14 protein-coding genes, 2 tRNA genes and 2 rRNA genes are annotated in these 25,912 nt (G+C 54.5%); 9 read left to right on the top strand and 9 right to left on the bottom strand.

Annotation, left to right across the window (positions count from 1 at the left end):
* Positions 1 to 206: 206 nt before the first annotated feature.
* Positions 207 to 1,565: a DUF1598 domain-containing protein gene (locus tag Pla52o_RS04795; protein WP_146593383.1), complete on the bottom strand. Its 1,359-nt coding sequence runs from the start codon at positions 1,563 to 1,565 to the stop codon at positions 207 to 209.
* Between the two features lie 376 nt (positions 1,566 to 1,941).
* Here Pla52o_RS04795 and gnd point away from each other — a divergent pair, with 376 nt between their 5' ends.
* On the top strand, positions 1,942 to 3,423 hold the full coding sequence (gene gnd, locus Pla52o_RS04790) for a decarboxylating NADP(+)-dependent phosphogluconate dehydrogenase (RefSeq protein ID WP_146593382.1): 1,482 nt from the start codon (positions 1,942 to 1,944) through the stop codon (positions 3,421 to 3,423).
* Between the two features lie 299 nt (positions 3,424 to 3,722).
* On the opposite strand, the gene Pla52o_RS04785 is transcribed toward gnd, so the two are convergent.
* The 4 genes from Pla52o_RS04785 to Pla52o_RS04770 form a co-directional block, all read right to left on the bottom strand.
* Complete coding sequence (locus Pla52o_RS04785) at positions 3,723 to 5,333, bottom strand: alpha/beta hydrolase (RefSeq protein ID WP_146593381.1); 1,611 nt, start codon at positions 5,331 to 5,333, stop codon at positions 3,723 to 3,725.
* Between the two features lie 466 nt (positions 5,334 to 5,799).
* Positions 5,800 to 6,417 (bottom strand): hypothetical protein, encoded by a 618-nt coding sequence (locus Pla52o_RS04780; RefSeq protein ID WP_146593380.1) that lies wholly within the window; start codon positions 6,415 to 6,417, stop codon positions 5,800 to 5,802.
* 151 nt (positions 6,418 to 6,568) lie between these two features.
* On the bottom strand, positions 6,569 to 6,997 hold the full coding sequence (locus Pla52o_RS04775; protein WP_146593379.1) for a hypothetical protein: 429 nt from the start codon (positions 6,995 to 6,997) through the stop codon (positions 6,569 to 6,571).
* Between the two features lie 417 nt (positions 6,998 to 7,414).
* Positions 7,415 to 9,403: a redoxin family protein gene (locus tag Pla52o_RS04770; RefSeq protein ID WP_231612084.1), complete on the bottom strand. Its 1,989-nt coding sequence runs from the start codon at positions 9,401 to 9,403 to the stop codon at positions 7,415 to 7,417.
* A 704-nt stretch (positions 9,404 to 10,107) separates the two neighbouring features.
* On the opposite strand from Pla52o_RS04770, the gene Pla52o_RS04765 reads away from it, so the two are divergent.
* From Pla52o_RS04765 to Pla52o_RS04745, 5 genes are all read left to right on the top strand, one after another.
* A tRNA-Ile gene (locus Pla52o_RS04765) sits at positions 10,108 to 10,181 on the top strand.
* 99 nt (positions 10,182 to 10,280) lie between these two features.
* Positions 10,281 to 10,353 (top strand) — tRNA-Ala (locus Pla52o_RS04760).
* A gap of 795 nt (positions 10,354 to 11,148) precedes the next feature.
* Positions 11,149 to 14,030 (top strand): 23S ribosomal RNA (locus Pla52o_RS04755).
* Between the two features lie 128 nt (positions 14,031 to 14,158).
* Positions 14,159 to 14,267: ribosomal RNA gene (gene rrf, locus Pla52o_RS04750) — 5S ribosomal RNA — on the top strand.
* A gap of 694 nt (positions 14,268 to 14,961) precedes the next feature.
* Positions 14,962 to 15,459 (top strand): FKBP-type peptidyl-prolyl cis-trans isomerase, encoded by a 498-nt coding sequence (locus Pla52o_RS04745; RefSeq protein ID WP_231612083.1) that lies wholly within the window; start codon positions 14,962 to 14,964, stop codon positions 15,457 to 15,459.
* 108 nt (positions 15,460 to 15,567) lie between these two features.
* Here Pla52o_RS04745 and Pla52o_RS04740 read toward each other — a convergent pair whose 3' ends face one another.
* Positions 15,568 to 16,266, bottom strand: coding sequence for an SIR2 family NAD-dependent protein deacylase (locus Pla52o_RS04740; protein ID WP_146593377.1), 699 nt, complete (start codon positions 16,264 to 16,266; stop codon positions 15,568 to 15,570).
* Positions 16,267 to 16,498: 232 nt separating this feature from the next.
* Between Pla52o_RS04740 and Pla52o_RS04735 the strand changes: the two genes are divergently transcribed.
* Positions 16,499 to 19,414 (top strand): DUF1553 domain-containing protein, encoded by a 2,916-nt coding sequence (locus tag Pla52o_RS04735; protein WP_231612082.1) that lies wholly within the window; start codon positions 16,499 to 16,501, stop codon positions 19,412 to 19,414.
* Between the two features lie 77 nt (positions 19,415 to 19,491).
* The gene (locus Pla52o_RS04730; RefSeq protein ID WP_146593376.1) at positions 19,492 to 20,859 is read left to right on the top strand and encodes a DUF1501 domain-containing protein; all 1,368 of its coding nucleotides are present in this window, start codon (positions 19,492 to 19,494) and stop codon (positions 20,857 to 20,859) included.
* A gap of 59 nt (positions 20,860 to 20,918) precedes the next feature.
* Here the strand turns inward: Pla52o_RS04730 and Pla52o_RS04725 are convergent, their stop codons facing one another.
* Positions 20,919 to 21,854 (bottom strand): hypothetical protein, encoded by a 936-nt coding sequence (locus Pla52o_RS04725; protein WP_231612081.1) that lies wholly within the window; start codon positions 21,852 to 21,854, stop codon positions 20,919 to 20,921.
* Between the two features lie 207 nt (positions 21,855 to 22,061).
* On the opposite strand from Pla52o_RS04725, the gene Pla52o_RS04720 reads away from it, so the two are divergent.
* The gene (locus Pla52o_RS04720) at positions 22,062 to 23,939 is read left to right on the top strand and encodes a hypothetical protein (RefSeq protein ID WP_146593375.1); all 1,878 of its coding nucleotides are present in this window, start codon (positions 22,062 to 22,064) and stop codon (positions 23,937 to 23,939) included.
* 378 nt (positions 23,940 to 24,317) lie between these two features.
* On the opposite strand, the gene Pla52o_RS04715 is transcribed toward Pla52o_RS04720, so the two are convergent.
* Both Pla52o_RS04715 and Pla52o_RS27310 read right to left on the bottom strand, forming a co-directional pair.
* Positions 24,318 to 24,998 (bottom strand): hypothetical protein, encoded by a 681-nt coding sequence (locus Pla52o_RS04715; protein ID WP_146593374.1) that lies wholly within the window; start codon positions 24,996 to 24,998, stop codon positions 24,318 to 24,320.
* A gap of 420 nt (positions 24,999 to 25,418) precedes the next feature.
* Complete coding sequence (locus Pla52o_RS27310) at positions 25,419 to 25,688, bottom strand: DUF2752 domain-containing protein (protein WP_261343333.1); 270 nt, start codon at positions 25,686 to 25,688, stop codon at positions 25,419 to 25,421.
* Positions 25,689 to 25,912: the final 224 nt, after the last annotated feature.

Raw genomic sequence — 25,912 nt, 5'->3', positions numbered from 1 at the left:
GGTCTCCTCGCCAAGAGCGGTCGGTTGAGAAACGCCCGGCTCCGGAAAATCGCGAGAGGCTCGTGCCCCGCCCCTCCTATGCTTCGCCTGGAGCGTGATGTAACTCGATGGGGCTGCGAAACTGAAAAACGACCGGACCCGAAAGAAGGTGCGTTGCATTGGTGTGACGCGAGAGAGCGCCGATCACGCAATGGCATGATGCGGGATCAATCCCACCACCATTGTCCCTCTTTGAGTTGACTTGGGCCCGCTTCGCTGTGGGTCTTCACGACTCGGCCATCCGTATCCTGGCGGACATGCTCGGCTTTGAGTGCTTGTCGTGGCTGCATATTCACTCCCCCTCCGAGCGGCGTCATCAGCGTGTTGCCGCGCCAGACGGCGTTGACAGCCGTTTCCACTTGCTCCGGCGCGGTGTAGGTTTCAACGGAAACCAACGTTTCGTCCTGTAAAACGGGCATCGACCAATCGGCCTGGCCATAGAAATCCTGTTCTTGGATGTAAGCCGCAGCGACGGCGATATCGATCAACTGGCTGAGTTCGGCATAGACGCGAACCTTTTGGGCGATTTCGGGGAACGCCGCAGTGAAATCTTTACAGAACGTCTGGCTGGCACGGTTTACTTTGCCGGCAATTTGCATCCGACGTCCATTGGCGACGCGTTCATTGGCGCCCACAAGCTCCACGCCTCGTTCATTGATTCGCATTGCCAGCCCATCTTCGCTGACCGAGATCGCGTCATAGTTGGGTTGGAAGTACCAACGTTCCATTGCGTTGGAGGCCACGGTGTTCGGATTCGCCCGATCGACGTAACTTTGCAAACGCACCGGCAGACGTTCGAGTCCAATCCCGACAAGCTTCATGCGATAATCAGCTTCGACCAAGACGCGGGCAAAGTGAGTCGAATTGGGAATGCCTTTGATGGTGACGGTTTGCAGCCCCAGGTTGTCTTTCAGCCCCATCGCCAATCGCTCGGCGTCGCTTGGTTGCACTCGACCGCGGACCGAAGCCAGGAATCGCTGCATCCGCTGGAGCCCTTCGCTAGTTGGGTCGATCGAAACGCTGATGGTCGAAGTGGGCTTCGCCCCGGGAGCGTAGGCACGTAGCGCGGTCACGACGTCTTCGAGCAAAACGGTCGGTTTTCCCGTCTGAATGCCGACGAGCCGTTCGGTGGGATCGGGCACAAAACCTTCGGCCGGTCCGGCGATAACGATGTCTTTGGTATCGGGGTAGAAAAAGACGTATTCGAGCGAGGTTAAGCCTGCCAACGCTTTCATGTCATCCGACACGGTCCCGCCCGCTTCGAGTTGCTTTGCGATTTCCGCTTCGAGTCGATTGAGCGAGACTTTTCGCAACTTGCTCGTTTGCATCACGCCAGTCTCGGCACGATTGCGAGCTTCGGCGAGTCGTTGTTGGGCCAAGCGTGGATCAAACTGTTTGACCTTCAAGATGCCATTGGCGTCCACATCCACCCCAGCCAATTGGTTCTGCGCCGAAACCTGATCGGATCCGAATGAGAACAAGAGGGCAAAAACGAGCAGGGCAGCAATTCGATTTGTTTTTTTCATCACTCAGCCTAAAAAGGCGACTTTGCGAAAAGATGGGTCAATTGCGCAGCATATACAGCTTGCGTCCTTTGACAATAATCGCCGCAGAGCGCTGCAGCAACAAATGAACGCTGGATATCCGCTAATCGGTGGTGGTTTAGGAACGTTTTAGCGATTGAGACGAATATTTGTCACTTCTCACGGCCGATCCGGGTGTGATTGAGTGGGGATTTACCACCACAGCTTCCTTGCGGGGAGACTTCTCGCTCCATTCCCCCCACCGCTGGCCCCCCCTGTCCCAACTCCCCGGTTTTCTCCCGTTCTTCCCCGTTTTGTTAACAGCGCCTAAAATCCGGCGGAACTTCTATCCAACCTCCTTTTACTACCTGGAAAAACTATGAGCGGCGATTGCGATTTTGGCCTAATCGGACTAGCGGTGATGGGCGAGAACTTGGCTTTAAACGTCGAAAGTCGCGGCTACAAAGTTGCCGTCTTCAACCGCACCACCGAGAAGGTTGACAACCTGATCAATGGCCGAGCCAAAGGAAAGAACTTTGTCGGCACGCACTCGATCGAAGAATTCGTCAAATCGGTCAAACGACCACGCAAGTTGATGTTGTTGGTGCAAGCGGGACCTGCGGTCGACGCGATCATTGACCAATTGATCCCACTTTGCGAGCCCGGCGACATCATCATTGATGGCGGTAACACGCACTACGCTGACACCGAGCGACGAACCAAGAAAGTCGAAGACGCAGGGCTGCTGTTCTGTGGTTGCGGCGTTTCAGGTGGTGAAGAAGGGGCGTTATTGGGCCCCAGCATGATGCCCGGCGGCAGCGCGGGCGCTTGGCCCGAAGTCAAAGAGATGTTCCAAGCGATTTCGGCCAAGGTCGGCCCCAACAATGACATTCCTTGTTGCGAATGGGTCGGCCCTCGCGGTGCCGGTCACTATGTCAAAATGGTCCACAACGGGATCGAATATGGCGACATGCAACTGATCTGCGAAGCGTACCAATTGCTTCGCGAGGTCGGCGGTCTATCCAACGACGAACTCTACGACGTGTTTGACAAGTGGAACGATGGCGACTTGGCGAGCTACTTGATCGAAATCAGTCGTGACATTTTCAGCGTCAAAGATGACCAAGGTGGCGATGGCTACTTGGTCGACAAGATTTTGGATGTCGCCGGTGCCAAGGGCACCGGAAAATGGATGAGCCAATTGGCCTTGGATCTTGGCGTGCCGAGCACGTTGGTGACCACGGCTGTGTTCGCACGCGGTTTGTCGGCTCAAAAAGAAGCTCGCGTGCGTGCCAGTGAAAAACTCAATGGTCCTTCGGAAGCATCCAACGCAGAAATGCGGGCAGCCGCGATGAAGATGGTCGGCGATCGCGAAGCGTTTGTCGAAGCGGTCCGTCAAGCCTTGTACGCCTCCAAAATCGTCAGCTACGCTCAAGGCTTCGTCCAGCTTCAAGCGGCATCGGCGGAGCACAAGTGGGACCTCAACTACGGCGACTGCGCCCTGCTATGGCGTGGTGGTTGCATCATCCGTGCGGTCTTCTTGGATCGCATCAAGGAAGCATTCGACGAGGACCCGAACCTCGAAAACTTGCTGCTGCACCCATTCTTCGAGAATGCCGTTGAAAACGCACAAGAGAAGTGGCGTGCTGTGGTTGCGGCCGCTTCGATCCTGGGTATCCCAGTGCCAGCGTTCAGCACCGCGTTGTGCTATTACGATGGCTACCGCATGGCACGCTTGCCCGCCAACATGCTGCAGGCTCAACGTGATTACTTCGGTGCTCACACCTACAAACGAACCGACATGGACGGCACGTTCCACAGCGAATGGATCCAATTGCGTAAGCAACCTAAGAACGCGTAAGGCGGAAGCGTTTGCTCGTTGAAAATGGCTTGTTAAATACAAAGAACCCAAGGTTCCGCAGACGCGGGGCCTTGGGTGCTTTTTGTGGCGGTAGGCGGCTGTGGGCGGGGCCTCGGAGTGTTCGAAATGACGTCGTGTCCCCGAAATAGGAACATGCAAGCTCAGGGCCACCAGCCCTCCCCGGCCGCCTCCTGCGACCGACCCTCCCAGAGGGAGGATGTCACAGCTGTCTCCCTCTCTCCCTCTCTCCCTCTCTCCTTGTCTCCTTGTCTCCCTGTCTCCCTCCCCACAGCGTCGGTCTATCGCAGCGGGGTGGTTTCTCGCTGGGCGAGCTGCCAATAGATCATCTCGCCTGCTTGCCGTGCGATCAACATGTTGCGCTGCGGTGCGGGCAATCGCGAGCGAACCAGTTCGTAGAGATCACGCAGCATCGATTCGTTGTCACCATAGTAGCTATGCCCCAATAAACTCAGGTCGATGCCGCTGACATCGATCGTCTCAACTCCCGGGACCACCAATATATTGGCTCCACTCTCACCGGCGCGTGGATAACCGTGCACCTTCTTGGACGCAATCAAAGCTTGATCATCCGAAGAAGCGTAAAGGGTGACCTGATTCGAAACCTCCAACAACGCGGGGGCCAGGTCACGGCGAAAACGATCCGCATCGACATCGGGAGCGGCTAACACGATGCGATCAAATGGCGGGGCAACGCCCTCAGGCAACTCCCAGCGAATCTGTTGCATCGCTGCGGTCATCGCTCGATTGCCCATGCTATGAGCGACCACGTTGATCGACGTGGCTCCTGATTCGCTGGCAAGCTCGCTTAAAAATTGCTTCAAATGGGGGATCGTCCATTCGGAATTATTTTCGTCGATCGTGTAACCCAACAGCGACGCTTGGCTGGGCCAGCTATAGCAAACCGGAACGCCTTCAAAAGGCAAATCGACGGCGATTTGAGCGGTACGCTGAACGGCGGCCTCGAAGCCGACGTTGTAGCCATGAATGAAGACCAACAAGTCACGATCGCTGGACTGGGCGACGGTTTCAGACAAGCGTTGTTGAAAATCGGTTTCGGCGAGCTCCACGGCGCTAGTCAATACAATGTGTTCACGCTGATTTTCGCGCACTTCGAATTTCAGCAGACTGGGACGTTCCACCAACCCACGGCGATGGGAATCAGGAACCGTGACTTCGCAGACACCTCGCACCAGCACGCCGCGATCCGCCGTATAGGTCACCCCGTGTTTTTCAATACTCGCCTGCCCAAACGCGATGAACGCAGCCGCTAGGCAAGCGACACCACCCCCCATGATCGCTGACAAGGCGCCCGTGCGTGATCGCCCTCGCATCCAATTGAGCATCGCGAAGGCGAATAAGCCGATCGCGGCGATCGCAATCATTTGCACGATTTGTTTTTCGCCGCTGATTTGGTAATCGGCCAACGTCAGAGGGCCTCGCTGGCGATCGGTTGCATAAAAGACTTGCACGGTCGCGAAGCCGTCGTCTCCATTTCGCTGCGCACCCGCCGGAAGGCTGACGTGTGGATCTACTGCATCGGCTGCTTCCATTGGCATTGACCGAGCATCCATTTGTATGGCGAGGGGCATTTGCATGGCTGGGGGCGTTTGCATCGCCTGCGGCTGTCGCATCGCCTCGGACTGTTGAAAAGGGGCCTCGATCTGCTGCGGGGCGACGGAGTATTCGGCACGTGGCATCGACCGCATGCCTGCGGTCGATTCTGGTGAAGCGACTTCAAACGTCGGTTCCGCTTCGGGCGTTTGAGTGGCTTCGACTCTCGACTCGCCATTCGCTTGCCAGCCAGTAGCATCGTTGGCATTTTCAGATGAACATCCAACGATCGTCATCAAAACGCAGAACGATCCAGCAATGGGGGCTGGAAATTTCATCAAAGCCGACCTCGGATTTTGGATAGCGAAAGCTGAAAACGGAATCAACGGCTATAGCATCCGAGACAGGCTACCGTCGATGGCAATCTAGTGAGGAGACAAGGAGACAAGGAGACAAGGAGACAAGGAGACAAGGAGACAAGGAGACAGGGAGGCAGGGAGGCAGGGAGGCAGGGAGGCAGGGAGAGTTTTGGTTTACCCGTCCGCTTGCGGGAGGAGGGGCGGACGCGGGTAGCGTCCGAGGAGGATTGGTTGCACTGGACAGGTACGCCCATTCTTCCAATGTAGCCCGACAACTGCGCTCGTCGGGCCCCTCCGTTTCCTCTTGTCAGATCAAATCCAGTACAGTTCCCCGCGATTTTCAATTTAGCTTTTTCAAATTCCCCTCCCACTTCATCCTCCCTCGGGGAGAGCTGGGCTCCATGGCCCGGAGAGGGCATTCTTTACTCTCCACCTCTACTGGGTTTCAGATTCGGTCTCGCGATGCCCGTGCGGCGAACTCGATCAGATCCATTTTTTTTCGCAGCGTAGGAAATTGGACCGCCATCGCGACCAGACAAAATGCGACCATCACGAGATGCAACATGTTTTCATCGAGCATCATCAAGACCACGTTGATCACTGCGGCACCTTCGACGATAGCCAAACCGATGATCGTCTGCGTTTGGGATGCCGCCAACAATTGACTGATTTCGGGAGTGATCGTCACGGTTTCCGCGACCGGCACCGCAACCTCGGATCCCGAGGCCACAAATTGCCTAATCGCCATTTGCTTCATCAATCGATTAACAACGAAAGAGGCGAAACAACCGGCGAAGCAGGCTACGATACCGATCAACAAAAACACCCAATCGCCGTCATTTTCCGGCATCGCAGCGTTCCCCGCGGCCGCGCCGTGCTCCCCATTTCCACCGGAGACAAACGTCAAATAAGCAAAAATTGCGGTGATGAACAGAACGCCTTGCAGCAGCGCAAATGCGATGATCTGGCCCGTGCGAACCAGTCCACTCAAATTGGTCTGACCGGCTTCGTCGCGGGTCGCTGCTGAGCTGAGATACGGATTTTCAATTGGAGTGCGATTCATATTGAACGTCTGAAGAGGGCTATGTCGTGCTAAAAATTGGCATCCCATGCTCTGCCTTACTCGCGGGGCACCGGCTTACTCGATTAACGCTGGCTTACTCGATTAACGCTGGCTTACTCGATTAACGCTGGCTTACTCGATTAACACTGGCTTACTCGATTAACACTGCTAAATAATTCAAAAAGCGGTCGTCATTGCCTGCCTCGCGATCGAACTGCGCTGCTTGTTCCAAAAGGCCTTTGACCGAGCTGCGAAAGTCGCGAAGGTTGACGTCGGGACGATCCGCGATGAGCTGTATCTGATCGCGTAAACCACGTGCAACGGGCACCGTTGGGTCAGACCCCCGTAGCAATGAACGCAGCGCGGAAACGACCTGGGGATCTCGACAACCTTTCTCTGAATGTGCAAACGCGAGCACATCGGAAACGATCAATGCCGTCACATCCACCTGGTCCGCAGCGTCACTCGCCCCAGGACTCTGACGCCCCGAATCGTTCGACGCCGCGGTACTAGACGTACGGCGACCACGTCGTCGATCGGCCTTTTTTAATTGACGAAGAAGATCATCCCGCTTGCCCATCGCGTTTATTACCTGATCGAAAAGTGACTTCGAGAAGGAGCAACCACCATCGCTGCCGATTCATCGTCGCAGGGTTGCCCAGCAAGTATAGAAGCGGAAACGACGACCGAGTACCGTAGCCGAATTCATAGCATAACCGCGCACAAGGACCGCTGCACCAAGATCAGACATCACAACAAGCGAGGAATTGGGAGGGGCATTCGCCCGCCGCAACAAGGAATGCGAGGGGTGTTTTACAAGAGTGCCCGCCTCTCGGGCAACGAAGCTCGCGGGGTAACGAAACGTTAAGAAGAGCGTTGCGTCCACAAAAAAAGCCGCCTGATTCTCGAGCTGAGATCCAAGCGGCTGTCATTTGACGGCAAACTCATTGGATTGGCGAAACCCACGAAGGCATTCGGCCACCAAGGCTGCGGAAGTCTACTTCTTCGTCATTTTCTCGAGTTCGCTTTCGAGCTCGGCAGCGCGAACATTGTGACGAACCACTCGGCCTCGCTCATCGATTAACATCATTGTAGGCAAGGTCTGGACGCCAAACGCTTTAGCAAGGTCACTCGATTCGAGTCCCCCGTCGTCGAACAATTGGATCCAGGGCAGGGGAGTCTCCTTCAAAAATCCCTTAGCCATTTCGCGAGTCGCATCGACATTCACGCCGACAAGCTGCAACCCGGCCTTCTGATAACGCGCCTGCAAACCACGCAACAGCTTCATGTCCTGCTTGCATGGCTCGCACCAGGTCGCCCAGTAGTGCAACACCACGGGACGACCACGCAGTTGTGAGAGCTTGAATGGTTTACCATCGATCGACAGCCCTTGCAGATCGATCACTTGGCCCACCGATTCGAGGCGACGAACGGCTCCTTCGGCTTTCTCCGACGTGTCGGAACCTGGAAATGCCTCGGCAGCCTTTTTGTAGTAGCCCAGGGCTTCGCTCTCTTTGTCTTCAAACTCTTTGCTGAGTGCTAATTGCAACATCGCTTGAGCCGATTCTGGCATCCGTGGGTAGCGATCGACAAAATCGATCAAGGTTTCCAAATACCATTTCTGGACTTCCGCAAAATCGGCATCGGGAGTTTGACGCAGCGCATATTCAGAGCCGATCATCATGTATTCCGCATAGGCCTTTAGCGACTCGTTGTTGTCCCCCAGTGAGGTGACGATCGCTTTCAATTGCTTAATTCCATCGGGATATGCCCCGCTTTGCGTCGCCATACTGACGGTATCGATCAACTGACGCGTCCACGCATCTCGCTCGCTTGGGTTCTCAGTGGCTCGAATTAAACGCGACACCAATTGGGCCCGTCCTTCATGAAGCTTGGCCAAGTCCTTGGGATTGCTGGTCGTGGCGAGCTTGCGATCGATTTCTTCGAGCTCCGTGACCAATTGTTGGGATTGAGCTCCGATTCCCGAGTTCAGATTCGCCGCGGATCCTCCCATCCCTCCAGGGGTAAAAAAGTTTCCCGATGATTGAGCGACCGCCTCGCCGTCTTCCCCAATCGATGGTAAATCGACAATTCGCCAAGCATCACCGACGCGAACAATCGTTCCGACCAACAGTTGACCGCTACCGTCTGCGTCTTCGAACATGGCGACCGCGTTCTCATACACGGTGATATCTTTGCTCGATCCCGCGGTTCCACTGGGAACAACCCCGGGAGTGGCAGCTGCAAATTGAACCCATTTTGCGTCGCGTCCGACGGCCTTTTGAGATTTTGCAAACTCACCAAACTTTTGAACCGCGAGAGTGGCCTTCCCGCCTAATCGCCGCATCGTCTCGCTGCCCACCCCGATCGACTCGAGATCTTTGCCGGTGACCATCAAACGGGTGAAGCGTGCCACATCGCGATCGCGTAGGGCCGCAACCACTTCCGCGGTCACTTCCTCGGGGGAAATTTGCTTCCAAGCGTCGATCTTGCCGTCTTCGTTTTCATCCAATCCCCAGCGAGTACCAGCGGTACCAAACCAGCGGTATTCATCGGCTTTTGTGTTAAAATCACGATCAATATCCCGATAAACCTCGATTCCAAAATTGAAATAGCACCACATATCGACTTTGTTGTCGTCGTTAGTGTCGGCAAATCGACGCAGCAAAGTTCCATCGCCCGCCCGCACTTCCCAACCGGACCAATCGTTGTGCTCTAAATCCGTCACGGTGCATTTCGCAACCTCAGACGCCTCCACTTGCTCGTATTCGACATCGGCCTGAACCGGCTTCAACTGCAGCGCATCCTTGGCCGAAGGAGTCGCAGCCACGGCTGGAGTCATCGGCAATGCCAACAAACCTGCCGCAACCAACGTCATCGTCGACGTCGCTTTCGTCAGGCATTTCGGGGAAGAAATCGATTCAACCATACCAATGAAGCCGGTTCGATAACGAACAAACCGTCCGGGAGGGGGGAGATCCATCATGCCAAACATTCCATCAAAGAGTTGTAGGAGGGTGCCGCCAGGAACCGTGTATTTGAAAGATTGCCTGCGGAGTTTCGAATTTTAGCCGGATCTTTCCGGCCTTTCGCTTTCACAGCAATACCAATTATTGTGCCCGAACCTAGCCCCCGGTGGGAATGTCGATTTTTAAAGCGTCGATTTTTATTAACCGCGTCTGGCTGAACCCGCTTGAATCTGGAACGCCCCCGGGTCTCAGCCATCATCGATGGCCGAGCCGCCACACCGAACGCACCGCGGATCCCCGGCAAACGCGGCCCAACTCGCCAAATCACCACGTGATGCCGCGTTCCAGGGGCCCGATCGCTGACAAGCTCCACCGACCAAAAACAAGAAACCGATCAAATTCATCGAGATTGGTTAAGAACCGACGCAAGGCTGGTCGAAGAAAAGGTCTCACGAGAGGAATTGACACTTCAGCCAACAACTGAAACGGTACTTTGGTGAGCCAATCGAAGCCAAAACAGCGGTTGGTAAGGAGGTCAAAAAGAGAAAAGCAACGAATTTGTCTGTTAGAGGCATCTCTTCCCTTTGACAGCCGACGTAGTTTGCGTAAACTTTGCCCCTCTTGGAACATTCGCGGTAACGATCAACTACCGAATGCGAACTCCAGGAGGTGAATTGAAACAGCAGCGGTCGCCTAGCGACTTGCTGAAACAAAACAATTCGGGCGTATAGCTCAGTTGGTTAGAGCGCGTCGCTGATAACGACGAGGTCCCAGATTCGAGTTCTGGTACGCCCACTTAGAGAAGTGAAGAGTTAATTAGAAGCGATTTAAGAAGTTCTTAATTAGTCAGCTTGACGTCAGTCCGCTCACTATGCAAACTTCACAAATCGCCTCGGGGGTATAGCTCAGTTGGGAGAGCGCCTGCTTTGCACGCAGGAGGCCGTCGGTTCAAGTCCGTCTACCTCCACTAGCCTGAATCACGCAAGTGATTCAGGTGAAGTGAAAGATACGAAAGTGTCCAGAGAATCATTCTTCTTGAAAGATTCAAACGACACGAACAAAACCTGAACTTTTCCTCAAACAGAGGTTGACCCCAGGTTCGAAATCGATATCCTTCCTTCCTGCCTGAGACAAGCGTTCAACGGACACCTCGGTGCCCCGAAAACACGAGTCTCAAGCGAATCAACTAAGTTTTAAGAAACTTTAAAAAGCTTCTCAAAACGAGGTTGACGAAGAAAACCTTCAACAGTATTCTTCGCCCTCACTTGTGAACGACCGGCTGACGCCAAGAACGGAACGCGACTTGCTCGCCTTCCAAAGATGACGTCAACCGGCTGCTCACAAGGCAGCGTCCGTTGCACTATCGACTTACACTCGAACGCAACGCATTGATATTTGACAATTTGGTTGTTTGGTAGTTGGCATCTGAAAGAGCACTACACTCGCAAAGGGCAGTTCAGCTCAAGGCTAAGTCTTGGGAGGCTCTGTTTCAAAGCGAGAGAAGTGAAAACAAGTTCTGAGAAGCGTTGCCAACGCCTAAGTTCGATTCACGCAGTTTACTGTGCGGGTCGCAATGGAAAGCGTTGGCGAGAATGTATTCTTATAGGATTCTGTGCAACGTGATTGCTGTAGTCAGTGAAGCCTTCTCTTCGGAGTGGGTGGAGTAAAGCAGCAATCACCACATGTGATATCGTTAACCATAGAAACCAACGATTTGTCGCGCTTGATTGTGGTCAAACACTTTTGAGTTCGGGATTTCGATGGCCAATCTATTAAGGGCACATGGGGGATGTCTTGGCGTTAGAAGAATGAAGGGCGTGGAAGTCTGCGAAATGCCTGGGGGAGTTGACAAACAAGCGATGATCCCGGGATACCCGATTGCTGCCTGCTGAATTCATAGGCAGGTTAGTTACAACCTGGTGAACTGAAACATCTAAGTAACCAGAGGAAGAGAAAGAAAAATCGATACCGTCAGTAGCGGCGAGCGAAATCGGTATAGCCCAAACCGTGAAGGTTTCCTTCGCGGGGTTGTAGGACTTCGATATTGGATTGTGTGTTGTTAGTGGAAGATTCTGGGAAGGATCGCCATAGCGGGTGACAGCCCCGTACACGAAAATAAGCATGCACCATAGGAGCACCTGAGTAGGTCCAGTCACGTGAAACCTGGACTGAATCCACGGGGACCATCCCGTAAGGCTAAATACTCTCTAACGACCGATAGCGTACCAGTAGCGTGAGTGAAAGGTGAGAAGAACCCCTGCTAGGGGAGGAATGTGAACCTGAAACCATGTGCCTACAAGCGGTCGGAGCACTATTTTAATGTGTGACGGCGTGCCTTTTGCATAATGATCCGGCGAGTTGTGGTAAACGGCTTGGTTAAGTTCTTACGGAACGAAGCCCAAGGGAAACCGAGTCTGAATAGGGCGAAATATGTCGTTTGCTGCAGACGCGAAACCTGTGTGATCTACCCATGAGCAGGTTGAAGCGCGGGTTAAACTGCGTGGAGGACCGAACCCACTTAGGTTGAAAACTGAGGGGATGACTTGTGGGGAGGACTGAAAGTGTAATCAAACCAGGAGATAGCTCGTTCTCTCCGAAATATCTTGAGGGATAGCGTCGTGTAAATTAGTTACCGGGGGTAGAGATACTGAATCGGATGGGGGCCCTTCCCGGGGTACCCCACCGAACCAAACTCCGAATACCGGTGACCGTACCGCGGCAGTCAGTCCCTGGGGGATAAGCTCCAGGGTCGAGAGGGAAACAACCCAGATCGCCTGCTAAGGTCCCGAAGTTTTACTTAGTCACTAAGGAAGTTGGAATGCCGTGACAGCTGGGATGTTGGCTTAGAAGCAGCCACCATTTAAAAAGTGCGTAACAGCTTACCAGTCGAGCATTTCTGCGCCGATAATGAACGGGAGTAAGTAAAACACCGAAGCAGCGGATTTTAACCTTCGGGTTAAAGTGGTAGGAGAGCGCCGATGACGAGATACAAGCCGTACGGTAACGAGCGGTGTTGGCGTCATCGGGTGATTATGCCGGAATGAGTAACGATAAAATAGGTGAGAATCCTATTCGCCGAAAGCCTAAGGTTTCCTGGGGAAGGCAAATCCGCCCAGGGTTAGCCGGTACCTTACCCGAGGCCGAAAGGCGTAGGGGATGGATAACAGGTCAATATTCCTGTGCCGGTTGTGTATCTAATCGCAGGGACGGCGTCCGGAAAGTGAGCGGTACGAATAGAAATGTCCGTAGCGACCACTGAGGTGTTGGGGATTAAAAGACCCGACATAAGCCAAGGTATAGCTCGAGAGCGTTTAAGTTCTCGAAGTCATTGGAAGGACGTCCAAGAAAAGCTGCGAAGTTAAGCAACTGACCGTACTAAAACTGACACAGGTAGGCGAGATGAGAATTCTAAGGCGCTCGGGAGAACTGTGGTTAAGGAACTCTGCAAAATGGCCCCGTAAGTTCGCGATAAGGGGCGCCCACGCAAGTGGGCCACAGAAAATCGGCTCTAACGACTGTTTATCAAAAACACAGGACTCTGCTAACACGCAAGTGGATGTATAGAGTCTGACGCCTGCCCGGTGTTGGTAGGTTAAGGAAGACGGTTAGCTCTTCGGAGCGAAGCTGGCGACCGAAGCCCCAATAAACGGCGGCCCTAACTATGAGGGTCCTAAGGTAGCGAAGTTCCTTGTCGGGTAAGTTCCGACCTGCATGAAAGGCGTAACGATTGGAGCACTGTCTCAACCACAGACCCGGTGAAATTGTAGTTGTGGTGAAGATGCCACATACCCGCGGTTAGACGGAAAGACCCCGTGAACCTTTACTGTAGGCTGATATTGGGTTGAGATATAATTTGTGTAGGATAGCTGGGAGGCTTTGAGATCGGCACGCTAGTGTCGAAGGAGCCGTCGTTGAAATACCAGCCTGGTTATATTTTAATTCTAACTTCGATCCCTTGAATCAGGGCGAAGGACAATGTCAGTCGGGCAGTTTGACTGGGGCGGTCTCCTCCCAAAGAGTAACGGAGGAGTGCAAAGGTACACTCAGCCTGGTCGGTAATCAGGCGAAGAGAGTAAAGTTAGAAGTGTGCTTGACTGCGAGACCCATAAGTCGAGCAGGTACGAAAGTAGGTCTTAGTGATCCGGTAATCCCGAATGGAAGGGTTATCGCTCATCAGATAAAAGGTACTCCGGGGATAACAGGCTTATCGCATCCGAGCGTCCACAGCGGCGATGCGGTTTGGCACCTCGATGTCGGCTCATCACATCCTGGGGGTGTAGAAGCTCCCAAGGGTTTGGCTGTTCGCCAATGAAAGTGGTACGTGAGCTGGGTTCAGACCGTCGTGAGACAGGTCGGTCCCTATCTGCCGTGGGCGTACGAATCTTGAGGAGGTTCAACTTTAGTACGAGAGGATTTAGTTGGACGAAGCTCTGGTGTACCAGTTGTCGCGCTAGCGGCACGGCTGGATAGCTAACTTCGGAACGGATAAACGCTGAAAGCATCTAAGCGTGAAGCCCGCTCCAAGATTAGGATTCGTAGACATTAGTCGAAAGCCCCCAAGAAGACGACTTGGTTGATAGGCTGGGCGTGTAAGTACCGTAAGGTATTAAGCTAACCAGTACTAACGGGCGAAAGTTTGGCCATCGATATCCCGCACTCATGTTCTATAGGGATACATGGCTTCGACGAAGTTTAAGAAAACTCTTTCAGATACAATAACAGCTACCAAACAACTCGGCGCACTTGCGGTGAAATACCCGTAAGTGTGTCTTTCCGGCGACCATATCAGAAAGGTCATACCTGTTCCCATCCCGAACACAGAAGTCAAGCTTTCTGAGCCGATGATAGTGCATACCAGCGTGAAAGTAGGTATTGCCGGATTTTTAAAACTCTCTTGTAGCTTTGCTGCAAGAGAGTTTTTTTATGCGCCGACGGTAACGCTCCCGTTCCGTTTGCCTCGTGATATTTCACCTTCCCGGCTGGGACGGGAAGTCCGCACCATGGGGCCGGGGATGGTGGGAAACGATGCTTGCACGATCCACTTCCAACTCAACGCCCCCAACCAGAGCCGGCTATTGCCGACTCTGACCTCCCCAAGGGGAAGGTGAATTCTAATTTCAGGTGGGACGCGTGAAACAAGCGGGGAGGGTTCTTTGATCTCGCATGTCGTCTGTAACGCTTCGGTCTACCTCAAACCTTCTCCTCGCAAAGTACCGCCCCTCCCAGAGTTTGGGTTCAATCAGACTAAGCCAGAAGTTTCCTTCGGCGAGGCTTGGCCGCGTTTGCGACCTCGGCGTGCTTGATGACCGTGAACTTGCACATTTCATTCGGAACACTCCGATGCCTCCACTGAAGTGACGTCGTTCGTTTTGACCTTTCCACGGTAGGTTTCGGAGACGTGAATCAAAACGTCACGCATGTGAGCGGGATGGCAGGGCACAAAACATGGGCGGAGCATGGCAGTGCACCTGAACTTGCAACTGCGATTTCTAATTGACTCGGCCTGCGATTCTTCATTTTTGATATGATTTGCCGCTCACGTATGCCCCCTGCTTCTACTTTGTGGATGAATCACATGCTTAAAACGGCTCTGCTTTTGTTGCTTTTTGTTTCCATGACGGTCGGCGCCAGTGGCGAAGAGGCCCCCGAGGACAAGGATGGTCCGAAGCCTGAACCCGGTCCGGCGGATTCCCAAGAACAGGAGAAGCCCGGCCCGATCGATGAGGATGCCGATGGGCAATTCATAACGACCGACTCCGGCTTGAAGTACCGCATGCTCCGCAAGAGTGATAACGCAAGCCCCAGTGCCAGTGACAGCGTCGAGGTTCATTACAAAGGCTGGCTCGACGATGGATCCATCTTTGACAGTTCGTATCGCCGCGCTTCTAAAATCTCATTCCCATTAAGCGGCGTGATCAAGGGATGGACCGAGGGGCTGCAACTCGTCGGCGAAGGAGGCATGATCGAACTCGAGATCCCCGCGGAACTCGGGTACGGTGCACGAGGCGCCGGAGGAGTGATCCCACCCAACGCGACGCTGCATTTTGTAGTCGAGCTTTTCAAGATCAAGTAAATCTGGCACTCGCTCCCTTGACTTGACGCCCCCAAATCGGCTGTGTGACACGTCAAGGTGAAAGCCGCTTTCCCTCTGGTTAATGCCCTCTGATCTCGATCCAACGCATCAACCGGAGGCCAAACTCTTCAAGAATGCGGGCACTTCGATGCTGGCCTTCCCTCGAATCGACTGATCAAACTCAGAAGAGTTTGGGGTGGCGTCGAGGTTGATTTCAATTTTTCGGCACGTGGGTTTGGTTTGTCTGACGATTCCCGCGGCCGGATAGACAACCGCAGAGGTTCCGATCGCAATAAACAGGTCTGCGTTTCTCGCGGCCTCTTCGATTCGTGCGAGCCCCAGGGGCATCTCCCCAAACCACACCACGTGGGGACGCATCGTTCCGATGAATTCGGGGTGATTGGGGTTTGTCGTCGTTTCATCGAGATCGTCACGCCATGGAAAAATTTCCTCAGTGGTTTCGCAGCGAGCTTTCAGGAGTTCGCCGTGCATCGCCAGCACGTTCTTGCTGCCCGCTCGCACATGCAGGTCATCGATATTTTGGGTTACCAGCAAGAACCCGCCCCGATGTTCAGCTTCGAATTCCGCCAGGGCTCGATGAGCAGGATTGGGTTGAATCCGAACGTCCAACAAACTGCGGCGACGCTGGTTATAAAAATGGTGCACCAAGGAAGGGTTGCGCCGGAACGCTTGGGGTGTGGCAACATCCTCGAACCGATGTCCTTCCCATAGCCCATTCGCGTCTCGAAAGGTGGGCACGCCCGATTCCGCCGAAATTCCGGCGCCGGTCAAAATCAGAATATTCATGGACATCGAATTCGTTGGTGTGATGGAACAAAACAGGGGAAACGGTCGGCCGCATCCGTAATGACCTTACCGCCACAAAAACGTGCAGCGAGCTTCAATTCAGTTGTTATTGTGCAGGAATAAACCGTTTGTGCTAACCTAGGAGGGCATCGAAACACCCGTAAGTGGCGTCCACGGCCGATCCCGACTCCATCCACGTCAATCCCTGCCCTGCACTCGATAGACTTACGCCATGGCTACAGTCCCCAGCTCGATGAATGGTCGTGTCATTTTGACCGCTGGGTTCGTTTTTTCGTTGGCGTTTTGTTCGCTTACTGCGTGTTCTCAGGAACCAGGATCGGTCGAATTTTTCGAGAGCCGCATCCGCCCCGTTCTGGTTGAACATTGCTACAAGTGCCACTCATCGAGCTCGGACGATCTTGGCGGATCGTTATTACTGGATTCCTCGGGCGGCATGATAAGCGGCGGTGACAGTGGACCTGCCATTGTGCAGGGTGACCCCAAGGCGAGTTTGTTGATTTCCGCGATCCGCTACGAATCGTCTGAAATGCCGCCCCAAGGACCATTGCCAGCCAAGGTGATCGCGGATTTCGAACAATGGATTTCTGCAGGAGCGATCGATCCGCGAGACCAGCCGCTCGCGATTCCTCAATCGAAGCCCGCGATCGACATCGAAGCGGGCAAACAATTTTGGGCGTTTCGCCCGATCGAAGCTCCGGCGATTCCCATCGCCATCCCATCAAAACAGAAAACGCTCGCTACTTCCGCGTCGGGCGAACCCAATCGTTTCCACAGTACGCCGATCGATTGTTTTTTAGATGAGAAACTCGAGCAAGCGAAGATTGACGCCAATGAGCTGGCGTCTCCGGAAATTCGCCTGCGACGACTTTGCTTTGATCTGACCGGACTTCCTCCGGGGCTCGAATTACAAAAAGCGTGGCAACACGATCCATCCCCACAACATTGGAACCAGATTGTCGATCGACTGCTAAGCTCAACGGGGTTTGCCGAACATTGGGCTCGTCACTGGATGGATCTTGCGAGGTACGCCGACAGCAACGGAGCCGACTTCAACGCGACACATCACGACGCTTGGCGTTATCGCGACTATTTGGTTCGCTCGTTTGCCGACGGCCGATCGATTGACGAAATGATCCAGCAACAGATCGCCGGCGACCTTTTACCCGCGTCAAGCGATTCGCAGCGTTGGGACAACTTGGTCGCCACGACGTTTCTGATGTTGGGGACGAAGATGCTGAGTGAACGCGACAAAGTCAAACTCGAGATGGATGTGGTCGACGAACAGATCGACACCGTTGGGCGTGCTTTCTTAGGACTGACGCTGGGGTGTGCTCGCTGCCACGACCACAAGTTTGATCCTGTGCCGATGCGAGACTACTACGCGTTAGCCGGAATTTTCCGCAGCACCCAAACGCTCAACGGAGAAAGCCAGCTGTACGTCAGCACGTGGAACAAGACCCCACTGCCGACCAGCGACAAACACAAAAAAGCCTTGGCGGATTACACGCAAAAACAAAGAACGCTCGAGGATAGTTTGAAGCAACTCGATAAAGAATTGTCGGCACTGAAAGAACGCACCACTCACCGCGGGTTAGTGATCGATGACGAGGCAGGCAAAAAGACGGGTCTATGGAAAGCTTCAAAGCTTTTCCACACCTTTGTGTCCAAAGGATACGTGCACGATAACAACGCGGACAAAGGTAGTCTGTCGATTCAATTTTCCGTGCCTCTGCCGAAGTCCGGACGCTATGAAATCCGGCTAGCAGGTTCGCCGAGCTCCAATCGTGCGTCACAGGTTCCCGTCACGATCAAGGATGCCAGCGGCGATCATGAGCTGTTCGTTAACCAACGAACAGCGGCCATCGACGAAATCTGGAATTCGCTGGGTGAGTTCCAGTTCGATGCAGATCAAGAGGCCATCGTCACGATCCGCAACGCCAACACCGATGGCTATGTGATTGTAGACGCGATCCAATTCTTGCAGGTGGACGCAACGAGCGAGTCAGACGGCAAGCCGAAACCGGATCCTCGCATCGCCCAAGCGGTCAAACAAAAAAGCAGCGAACGGGAACAGGTTCAAGCGAAGCTCGCGGAACTGAAAAAGAATCCCCCCGAACCGCTACCCTTGGCGATGGCGCCGCGAGACCGAAGCAGCGACGCGATTGCGGACTGCCCGATTCATATTCGCGGCGAGACGGCCAACTTGGGCGACGTTGTGCAACGCGGCTTCTTGCAAGTCTGTAGCGGCGGGACCGCCACAATTGCGTCCCCTCAGGGTAGTGGACGTTTGGAATTGGCCGATTGGTTGACCGATCCAGACAATCCGCTCGTGGCTCGCGTGTTTGTCAATCGCGTTTGGATGCATCTGATGGGCGAAGGGATCGTGCGGACAGTCGATAATTTTGGCGTGCAGGGCGAACGTCCCTCACACCCTGAATTACTCGACTTTCTGGCATCTGACTTTTTGCGAGGTGGTTGGCAATTAAAACCGTTGATCCGTAGGATCGTCACGACGCAAGCCTACCAGCGATCGTCATCAATGAACTCAATTTCGAGTGAAAGTGATCCTGAAAATCGCCTTCTTTGGCGAGTCCACCGCCGCCGAATGCCCGCCGAAGCGATCCGCGACACGATGCTCGTCGCCGCGAACCAACTCGATCGCAACCCTCGTTATGAACCGATGAAGGGGATGGGGACACTCGTTTCGAACAACAACAGCGACAGCAACTCCGAGATCGGTTTGCTTTCACAGTCCTGCCGCACGCTGTATATGCCGGTTGTCCGCGGTTATGTACCGGCATTGGTGACAGCGTTGGACTCGGCGGATCCCGACCTTTTGGTGGGCAAACGTCCGACCACAAATGTGCCTGGTCAAGCGTTGGTGTTGATCAACAGCCCCGAAATCAAGCAGTGGTCCGAGGCGACGGCGAAGCGAATCTGCAGCAATCACTCCGATTTTTCGGCGCGGATCGAAGAGGCCTATCGATGTTGTTTTCAGAGGATGCCGACGGCGGAGGACCGTGAAATTGCCACCGCATTTTTCGCTGGCCACGAGAATTCAACCTCGCGATGGCATGCCTTTATAGCCGCGATGTTTGCCGCGACCGAATTCCGATTACTCGACTAGCATCTCCCTCAACCACACTCACCCCGCTTGAACATGCCGGCCTCGATTTCACCCCGCCCGTAACCCAAGATCCGAACATGACTCTTTCACGACGACGCTTCAATACGGCTGCTGGGATCGGATTGGGGTCGCTCATGGTTTCGGCACCTTCGCTTGTTTCGCGTTGCTCCGCCGCGGCAATCGAGGTGCCTCACGTGCCGCCGCGAATCAAACGCGTGATCTTTTTGTTCATGCATGGTGGGCCGAGTCACATCGACACGTTCGATTACAAACCGATGTTGGCGAAGCAGGATGGAAAGCCGCTTCCCTTTGCCTTGCCACCGAACATTGACGCGGCCCCGACGCTGATGAACGGACCGTGGAAATTCAAGAAACGCGGCGAATCGGGACTTTGGGTCAGCGATTTGCTGCCTCACATGGCATCCGAAATCGACTCGATGTGTGTGATCCGCAGCATGCACACGAAAGGGCAATCGCATGGGCAAGCCGTCAGCATGGTCAACACCGGCAGTGACAACCTGGTGCGTCCGAGCGTGGGAGCATGGATCAGTTACGCGCTGGGCAGCGGACATCCCGACTTGCCGGCGCATGTGGCGATCTCGCCCGCGACGGCGCATGGCGGCCCCCGTAACTACGGCGCCGCGTTTCTGCCGGCGATGCACCAAGCGACCGTGATCGGACGCAACGGGCGGTTCGGCGATGGCAAGATTCCGTTTCTTGACAGCCGCGAGGACGAAGCATCGTTGCGTGATCGATTCGATCTAATTCAAGCGATGAACCAGCGGCATTTGGCCCGCAGTGGTGCGGATCGCGAAATCGAAGGGGCTATCGAAGCGGTCGATTTAGCGTCGCGAATGCGAAACGCTGCACCTGAGGCAATGAACCTGAACAACGAGTCCGCGGCGACGCTACGAGATTATGGGATCGGTGAAAAGACGACCGATTCGTATGGACGTGGTTGTTTGTTGGCGCGTCGATTGGCCGAGGCGGGTGTGCGATTCATCAGTGTCAGCAGTGGACAAGTTTGGGACCAACATGGCAATCTAGAAGACGGTCACAACAAAAACGCAGCGGCGACCGACTTGCCGATCGCCGCGCTGATTCGCGACCTAAAACGCCGTGGCTTATGGGATGAAACGCTTGTGGTGTGGGGGGGCGAGTTCGGCCGAACCCCCGTGGTACAAGGCAAAAATGGGCGAGACCATAATCCCCAAGGCTTTACGATGGTGTTGTCCGGAGGCGGAGTTAAAAGCGGGTTTGCGTATGGCGAAACGGATGATTTCGGCTACTACGCTCGGACCGATCGCGTGCACATGCATGACCTGCACGCCACCCTCTTGCACTTGCTAGGAATTGATCATACTCGCTTGACCTACCCGTACGCGGGACGCGATTTCCGCCTGACCGATGTTGCAGGCCGTGTCGTCGAGGAAATTTTGGTGTAGCGAGAGTCCGCGATCGGGACGACGCCCTACGAATGCCCTTAGGTTAATTTACCTTGGGCTCAGTTTACTTTGGTTAGCTTCTCGAGCGGCACGTAGTAGCGAACATAGCGGCCACCGTCACTGAACGGTTGGCCTTTGTGATTTTCGACTAGCACGGTTGCGCGGCGGGTGATGCGATTAACACGGCCGCACATCGTGTGACCGTCATGTCCAAATTGCACTTGATCTCCGACGCGAACGTCAAATTTCGTAACCGCTCGCTCACGCTGGGTGATCAAATCATGCCGATAATCACGATGTCCAAAATAACGACTGGCAATCGACTGGAACCGCTTCTCGCTACAATTCCCGCAGTTCCAAATCAACATCTCGATCAAGTGCGTGAATTCGTGCTCGGCAATGCGTTGCATCGCCTCGAGTCGATTCCGACAAACACGGCCTGTCACCTCGACGGGCCGATCGACATCCTCGAACGTTTGAAATAACAGCGTCGACGACAGGATCAGCTCAAATTTCCGCTTGCGATGGATCCCTTCAGGATAGTGCGTGACCAGCTTGCCAGCGATTCGCGTCATCCGCGATGAAAACCCAAAGGAGATCCCTTCGGCACGCGCGGCGGGCAAAATTTTCCCGGCAAAGAACCGCTCGTCGTACATTTGAATCATCCTGACCAAATCATCGCGGCCGACTTTGGTGAAATTGGGCTGGCTGATCAAACGACTGAGCGAGAGCGTTTGCTGATAGATCTCACTCTGCCAAGCCTGGATTTGCTGGCTTGAAAACCGACGTGAACCGACTTCCTCCGCCAAACGATGCAAGACATCGGGGTCTCGCGGCGAAATCCCCTCCGACGACTTTCGGGCGAATGGCGTGGGCTCCCTTTCTCGCACGGCCCTAGCAGGAGTCCCCGGTGACGAAACGGAGGGTTTGCGAGCTGGTTGTGCGTCGGCAAGAGGTTGCCGCTGCGGCGAAGGTTTCGCAGGACGCTTCATCATTCACCCCAACAATGAGTTTGATCCGCCATGAAAGTACACATTGCCCCTCCGACCGTCCGTTTTTCACGTTTTTTCTCGAGTCGAACCTCGGGAATGTTTGACGCTTGGGCCCTCAATCTGAGATAATAGAGCAAACCATCTCATCTCAGACCACACCGATTTATCGGTGGGCACCGCATTTCACGAGTGAAACGAATGACTCTTCGCGTGGCAACTGCAATCAACTTGTCGCAGCAGCCCCACCAGACACGTTTAGTGGGTATGTTCTTCGCCATTTTAGTGGTGACGATGGCGTTTATGGGGGTGCAAACCCGAGGCCAAGAAGCGAAATTCGATTCGATCCCTATGATCGATGCATTCAAAAATGAAGACACCATCAAGCGGATGGAGCGTGCCGCGGCGGCATTTTCAAGCCATCGTGACGTCGTCGCGAACTTCAAAGACCTCCGAGTGGCACAGGCATATTTCACGCGGTATCTGCCTGCGAAGATGACCCAGCCCGACGCGCTGGAGGAAGTTTCGAAAAGCGTTCAAGACGCGATGGGCTACCTCAGCCGTGCTCAGCGAAGCGGGGTTCCCGGAGCGAATGAAATGCTGAAGTGGGTGTACATCGGGATGAAGCAGGTTGCCGAGGGGAATTATGCTCCAATCGCCCGCATCAACGCGACGCTCGTTTTGGGCCGACTCGATATCAAACAGGCCGATCAAATAAAGCAACAGCCACCGGTGCCGCTCACGGTGTGCTTACCGATTTTGATCCAACTTTACGAGGACGAGGCCAACGCTGAAGGCATTCGGGCGGCCGCTTTGCATGGAATCCGCCGTTATGTCACCTACGGATTTTATTATCTGAAACCGGACGAGCGGACCAAATTGACCCAGCTAATGACTCAGTTGCTGGACGCGCCAGTCCCACAAAACCGCAGCAAAAAGGCTCACGCTTTTCTGCAACGCTATGCAGTGGACATCCTCGATTACGCCCGCACCGGTGCTGCTCCCGATCTTGCCAAGCAGCTTGTTAGCATCAGTGCCGATCCGAAACGGCCTAACCTAATCGCCCTTTATTCGGCGGCGCGCGTCGGGCAAATGAAGGAACTGCAAGGGCAGGTTGAATCGCCCAGCACCATCCTCGAAAGCTGGTCTGCGCGCGTTTGGTTGTCGCTTCAAGACGAACTTAAACGCATGCAATCCCTTGAACGCCCCACACAGGCAAATCTACAGCCATCGTCTCCGGATTCGCATTTGCAAGTGACCGACAAACCGAAAAAGACGCCCTCAGGTGGCCGCAATGGAATGAGAATGGGAATGGGAGGGCCAGGCATGGAAGGCATGGAAGACGGCATGATGGGCCCCGAAATGATGATGGCCGATAGCGGTATGGAAGGCATGGCCATGGGGCCTGGCGGCGGAGGCCGTGGTCGCTCGCAGATGGAGATGGACGGCATGATGATGATGGACATGGAAGGCTTCGCCGGCGGATCCGCCAACACCACGGCGCTTCCCCAAGCACCCGAAGTGATTGCGTCGCGCAAACGACTGCTCTTCATCATCCAACAACTCTACCTCGGTGCCAGCGGCAGCCCAAATCTTGGCATCCCCAAAACCCCCGCTGGACTGCTTGCCTCGGTAGCAGAGAAGGACAAAGTGGTTGTTGAAAAATGGCTATCCGACATGAAAGCGGTCGTGGAGTCGTTAAACGATCAATCCAACGCGGACGAACTCTTGTTCATGGAAGCGTTAGTGGCGCAGATCGAAGTTTTGAAGGAGATGGCGGGCCCCGTCGCGATTGAAATCGAACAGGCTGCGGCGAGGGAAATGTCAGGCATTCCGGCCGACAAGGCAGCCCAAGCTCCCACCGATGCCGTCCCCGAAGCTCCCGCAGCCAGCCCGATCGTTCCTGCGGGTCCTGCGGCGGCCCCAGCGAGCGTCGCTGCGCCAGCCGATGGCAACGCCCCTCCTGCGGCCCCTGGAGACACGGCGGAGGCTCCCGCGGCAGATCCAACCGCAGTCGAAGATCCGGCAACCGATGCCGCTGCAGCGATGGCCCCTGAAGCTCCAGTGTTACCGCCAGTCGGCGACTTATAATAGGCCGCCCAGAGGGCACCGTCGACCGCCGCCATGCGGCGGATTCATGCGTGTATCGCCCCTCCATCTCGAGCTTAAAACACACGCACCCGGACTCCAGCAGTAAATTACACTGGAGTGAAAAGGGACGCTGGAATTCTAGCCACAACGTGCCAATGAAGGCCGTTTTAACAAGCGAGTGGGCCCCGTTGCTGGAGGCCAAATCTCGTCGCCGCGGCCTGCTCCGATGGGCGTAGCGAACGCAAACCGCGACGTGATTCCAAAACGCATTAACGGCGTTTCACAAACACGTCCCTCGGCGGTTTTTCAGCGTTAATCCAACATACACGCAGTTGCTTCCGCTTGAGCCCGGCTTCCGCTTGAGCCCAAGTGGCGTGATCACTGGCTGGCGATTGCGCCATCGATCGCAACGGTGTCGCTAAAATCGTAGGCGTGGAACGATCGACCGATCTGGGTCGCCAACATTCCTAGATAAAGCTTTCGAAACCGCGATTCGGTTGTTTCGCTCGTGTATTGGCCGGCCGTGGTCGGATAGGTGTACTCGTCTAAATCGCGACGATAAAGCACCTCGCCCGTCGGCACATCGATCACAACCACGGTAGCGTCGGATCGTCCGCGATAAAGGGTTGCTCCATCACGAAGACGCAAATTCCGCAATTCAATTCCAATCACTTTATCGGCCTTGACCCCTTTGCCGATCGCAGCGAAGTCCACTTTATCCCAGCCATTACTGTCTCGCCAATCGGCAATTTCATCTTCGCGAACCAAACTCACGCCGCTGAGCTCTCGCGTCAGGATTTCACGGACATTTCGGCTCAAAAGTCGCGCCGAGATATTGTCCGAGTACTCGCTGTTATCGGCGAGCGTCACGATCGCAAGCCGCCCCTTGGCAAGCTTCTTGGCATCCTTGTAATCGGCAGGAACTTTGTCGGCGCCAACCGCATGCATAAAGTTTGACAACAAGCCCAAGCATCCCACTTGAGTCGCCAAAACCAACGAGAGCAGCACACTCGCAAACGTGAACCACGTAGCCGACCTAGCGAATATAGACTTATTCATATTTTAGCGAATCCTTTCGCACCACCGAACCGATGGCCCCGGTCAAATCAACAACTCAAATCGACGTCAAATGGGGCCCATCGACACGATCCGTTTCAAAAAGCAAGAGTGTCACAACCACTGCATACGCATTTTCGCATCCCCATTACCACACCGATTTTCAAAATACCAAACGAGCAGCTGGATTCCGACATCCGTGTCGCCGATAGCAATCAGATCAGTGGATGTCACCAGCTACGAACGACGCAACGCCCAAAAATCAATGGCACCGAGAGACCGTGCCGCCAAAACTCCCCAGCCCTACCAATGCCGCTTGATAGCAATGGACGGGGGGGGAATGCCGCAGCCTCGCCAACGAGACACTTGGTGAAGAGCGCGGAGCCTGAGTCGCCGTCACCCTGGGCAACGCCGCAATTCCCGTCATTGATAAAGACGAACCGCCCAGTCCACAAACGTGACCAATGCGATACAAAGTGCCGTAATTCCCGCCACTTTTTGATATCGCATCAAGTCAACACCGGGCTTCACCAAACAAATGACGGACAAAACAACGCCCAAGCAGGCGACCAAGGCAAGCAGAAAACCACCTGAATTCACTTGGACACTATCGAGCCATTGCCCGCGAGTAAAGTAAGACCAAGAGGTGGTCATCCCGCACGCGGGACAGCGAATTCCGAAAATTAACCGCATCGAACAAGGGGGCAGCCCGAGCTGCTGGTGTGTCCCCAACCCCTGTGAGCTTGGGCTCAGCTGCCTTGCGATCATCAACAATGCAAGCGGAACGAGCCCAACCATCAATGTAAAAACACGATATAACCCTATTCTTCTTCGCAAACCCGACCTCCGGTGTGCCAAAGTGCCAAAACTGAGTGTCCACTGCAGAAGAAAATCAAAAGAAATTTCACTAAACGTTC

Origin of the sequence: Novipirellula galeiformis (assembly GCF_007860095.1) — a bacterium.
In the GTDB taxonomy this organism is placed as follows: domain Bacteria; phylum Planctomycetota; class Planctomycetia; order Pirellulales; family Pirellulaceae; genus Novipirellula; species Novipirellula galeiformis.
This window is presented reverse-complemented; position numbering and strand designations above follow the sequence as displayed.

Bases quoted from the DNA above. Each gene is read 5' to 3' on its own strand.
- Pla52o_RS04795 (WP_146593383.1), bottom strand. From the start codon at position 1,565: ATGAAAAAAACAAATCGAATTGCTGCCCTGCTCGTTTTTGCCCTCTTG.
- gnd (WP_146593382.1), top strand. From the start codon at position 1,942: ATGAGCGGCGATTGCGATTTTGGCCTAATCGGACTAGCGGTGATGGGC.
- Pla52o_RS04785 (WP_146593381.1), bottom strand. From the start codon at position 5,333: ATGAAATTTCCAGCCCCCATTGCTGGATCGTTCTGCGTTTTGATGACG.
- Pla52o_RS04780 (WP_146593380.1), bottom strand. From the start codon at position 6,417: ATGAATCGCACTCCAATTGAAAATCCGTATCTCAGCTCAGCAGCGACC.
- Pla52o_RS04775 (WP_146593379.1), bottom strand. From the start codon at position 6,997: ATGGGCAAGCGGGATGATCTTCTTCGTCAATTAAAAAAGGCCGATCGA.
- Pla52o_RS04770 (WP_231612084.1), bottom strand. From the start codon at position 9,403: ATGATGGATCTCCCCCCTCCCGGACGGTTTGTTCGTTATCGAACCGGC.
- Pla52o_RS04745 (WP_231612083.1), top strand. From the start codon at position 14,962: ATGCTTAAAACGGCTCTGCTTTTGTTGCTTTTTGTTTCCATGACGGTC.
- Pla52o_RS04740 (WP_146593377.1), bottom strand. From the start codon at position 16,266: ATGAATATTCTGATTTTGACCGGCGCCGGAATTTCGGCGGAATCGGGC.
- Pla52o_RS04735 (WP_231612082.1), top strand. From the start codon at position 16,499: ATGGCTACAGTCCCCAGCTCGATGAATGGTCGTGTCATTTTGACCGCT.
- Pla52o_RS04730 (WP_146593376.1), top strand. From the start codon at position 19,492: ATGACTCTTTCACGACGACGCTTCAATACGGCTGCTGGGATCGGATTG.
- Pla52o_RS04725 (WP_231612081.1), bottom strand. From the start codon at position 21,854: ATGATGAAGCGTCCTGCGAAACCTTCGCCGCAGCGGCAACCTCTTGCC.
- Pla52o_RS04715 (WP_146593374.1), bottom strand. From the start codon at position 24,998: ATGAATAAGTCTATATTCGCTAGGTCGGCTACGTGGTTCACGTTTGCG.
- Pla52o_RS27310 (WP_261343333.1), bottom strand. From the start codon at position 25,688: ATGCGGTTAATTTTCGGAATTCGCTGTCCCGCGTGCGGGATGACCACC.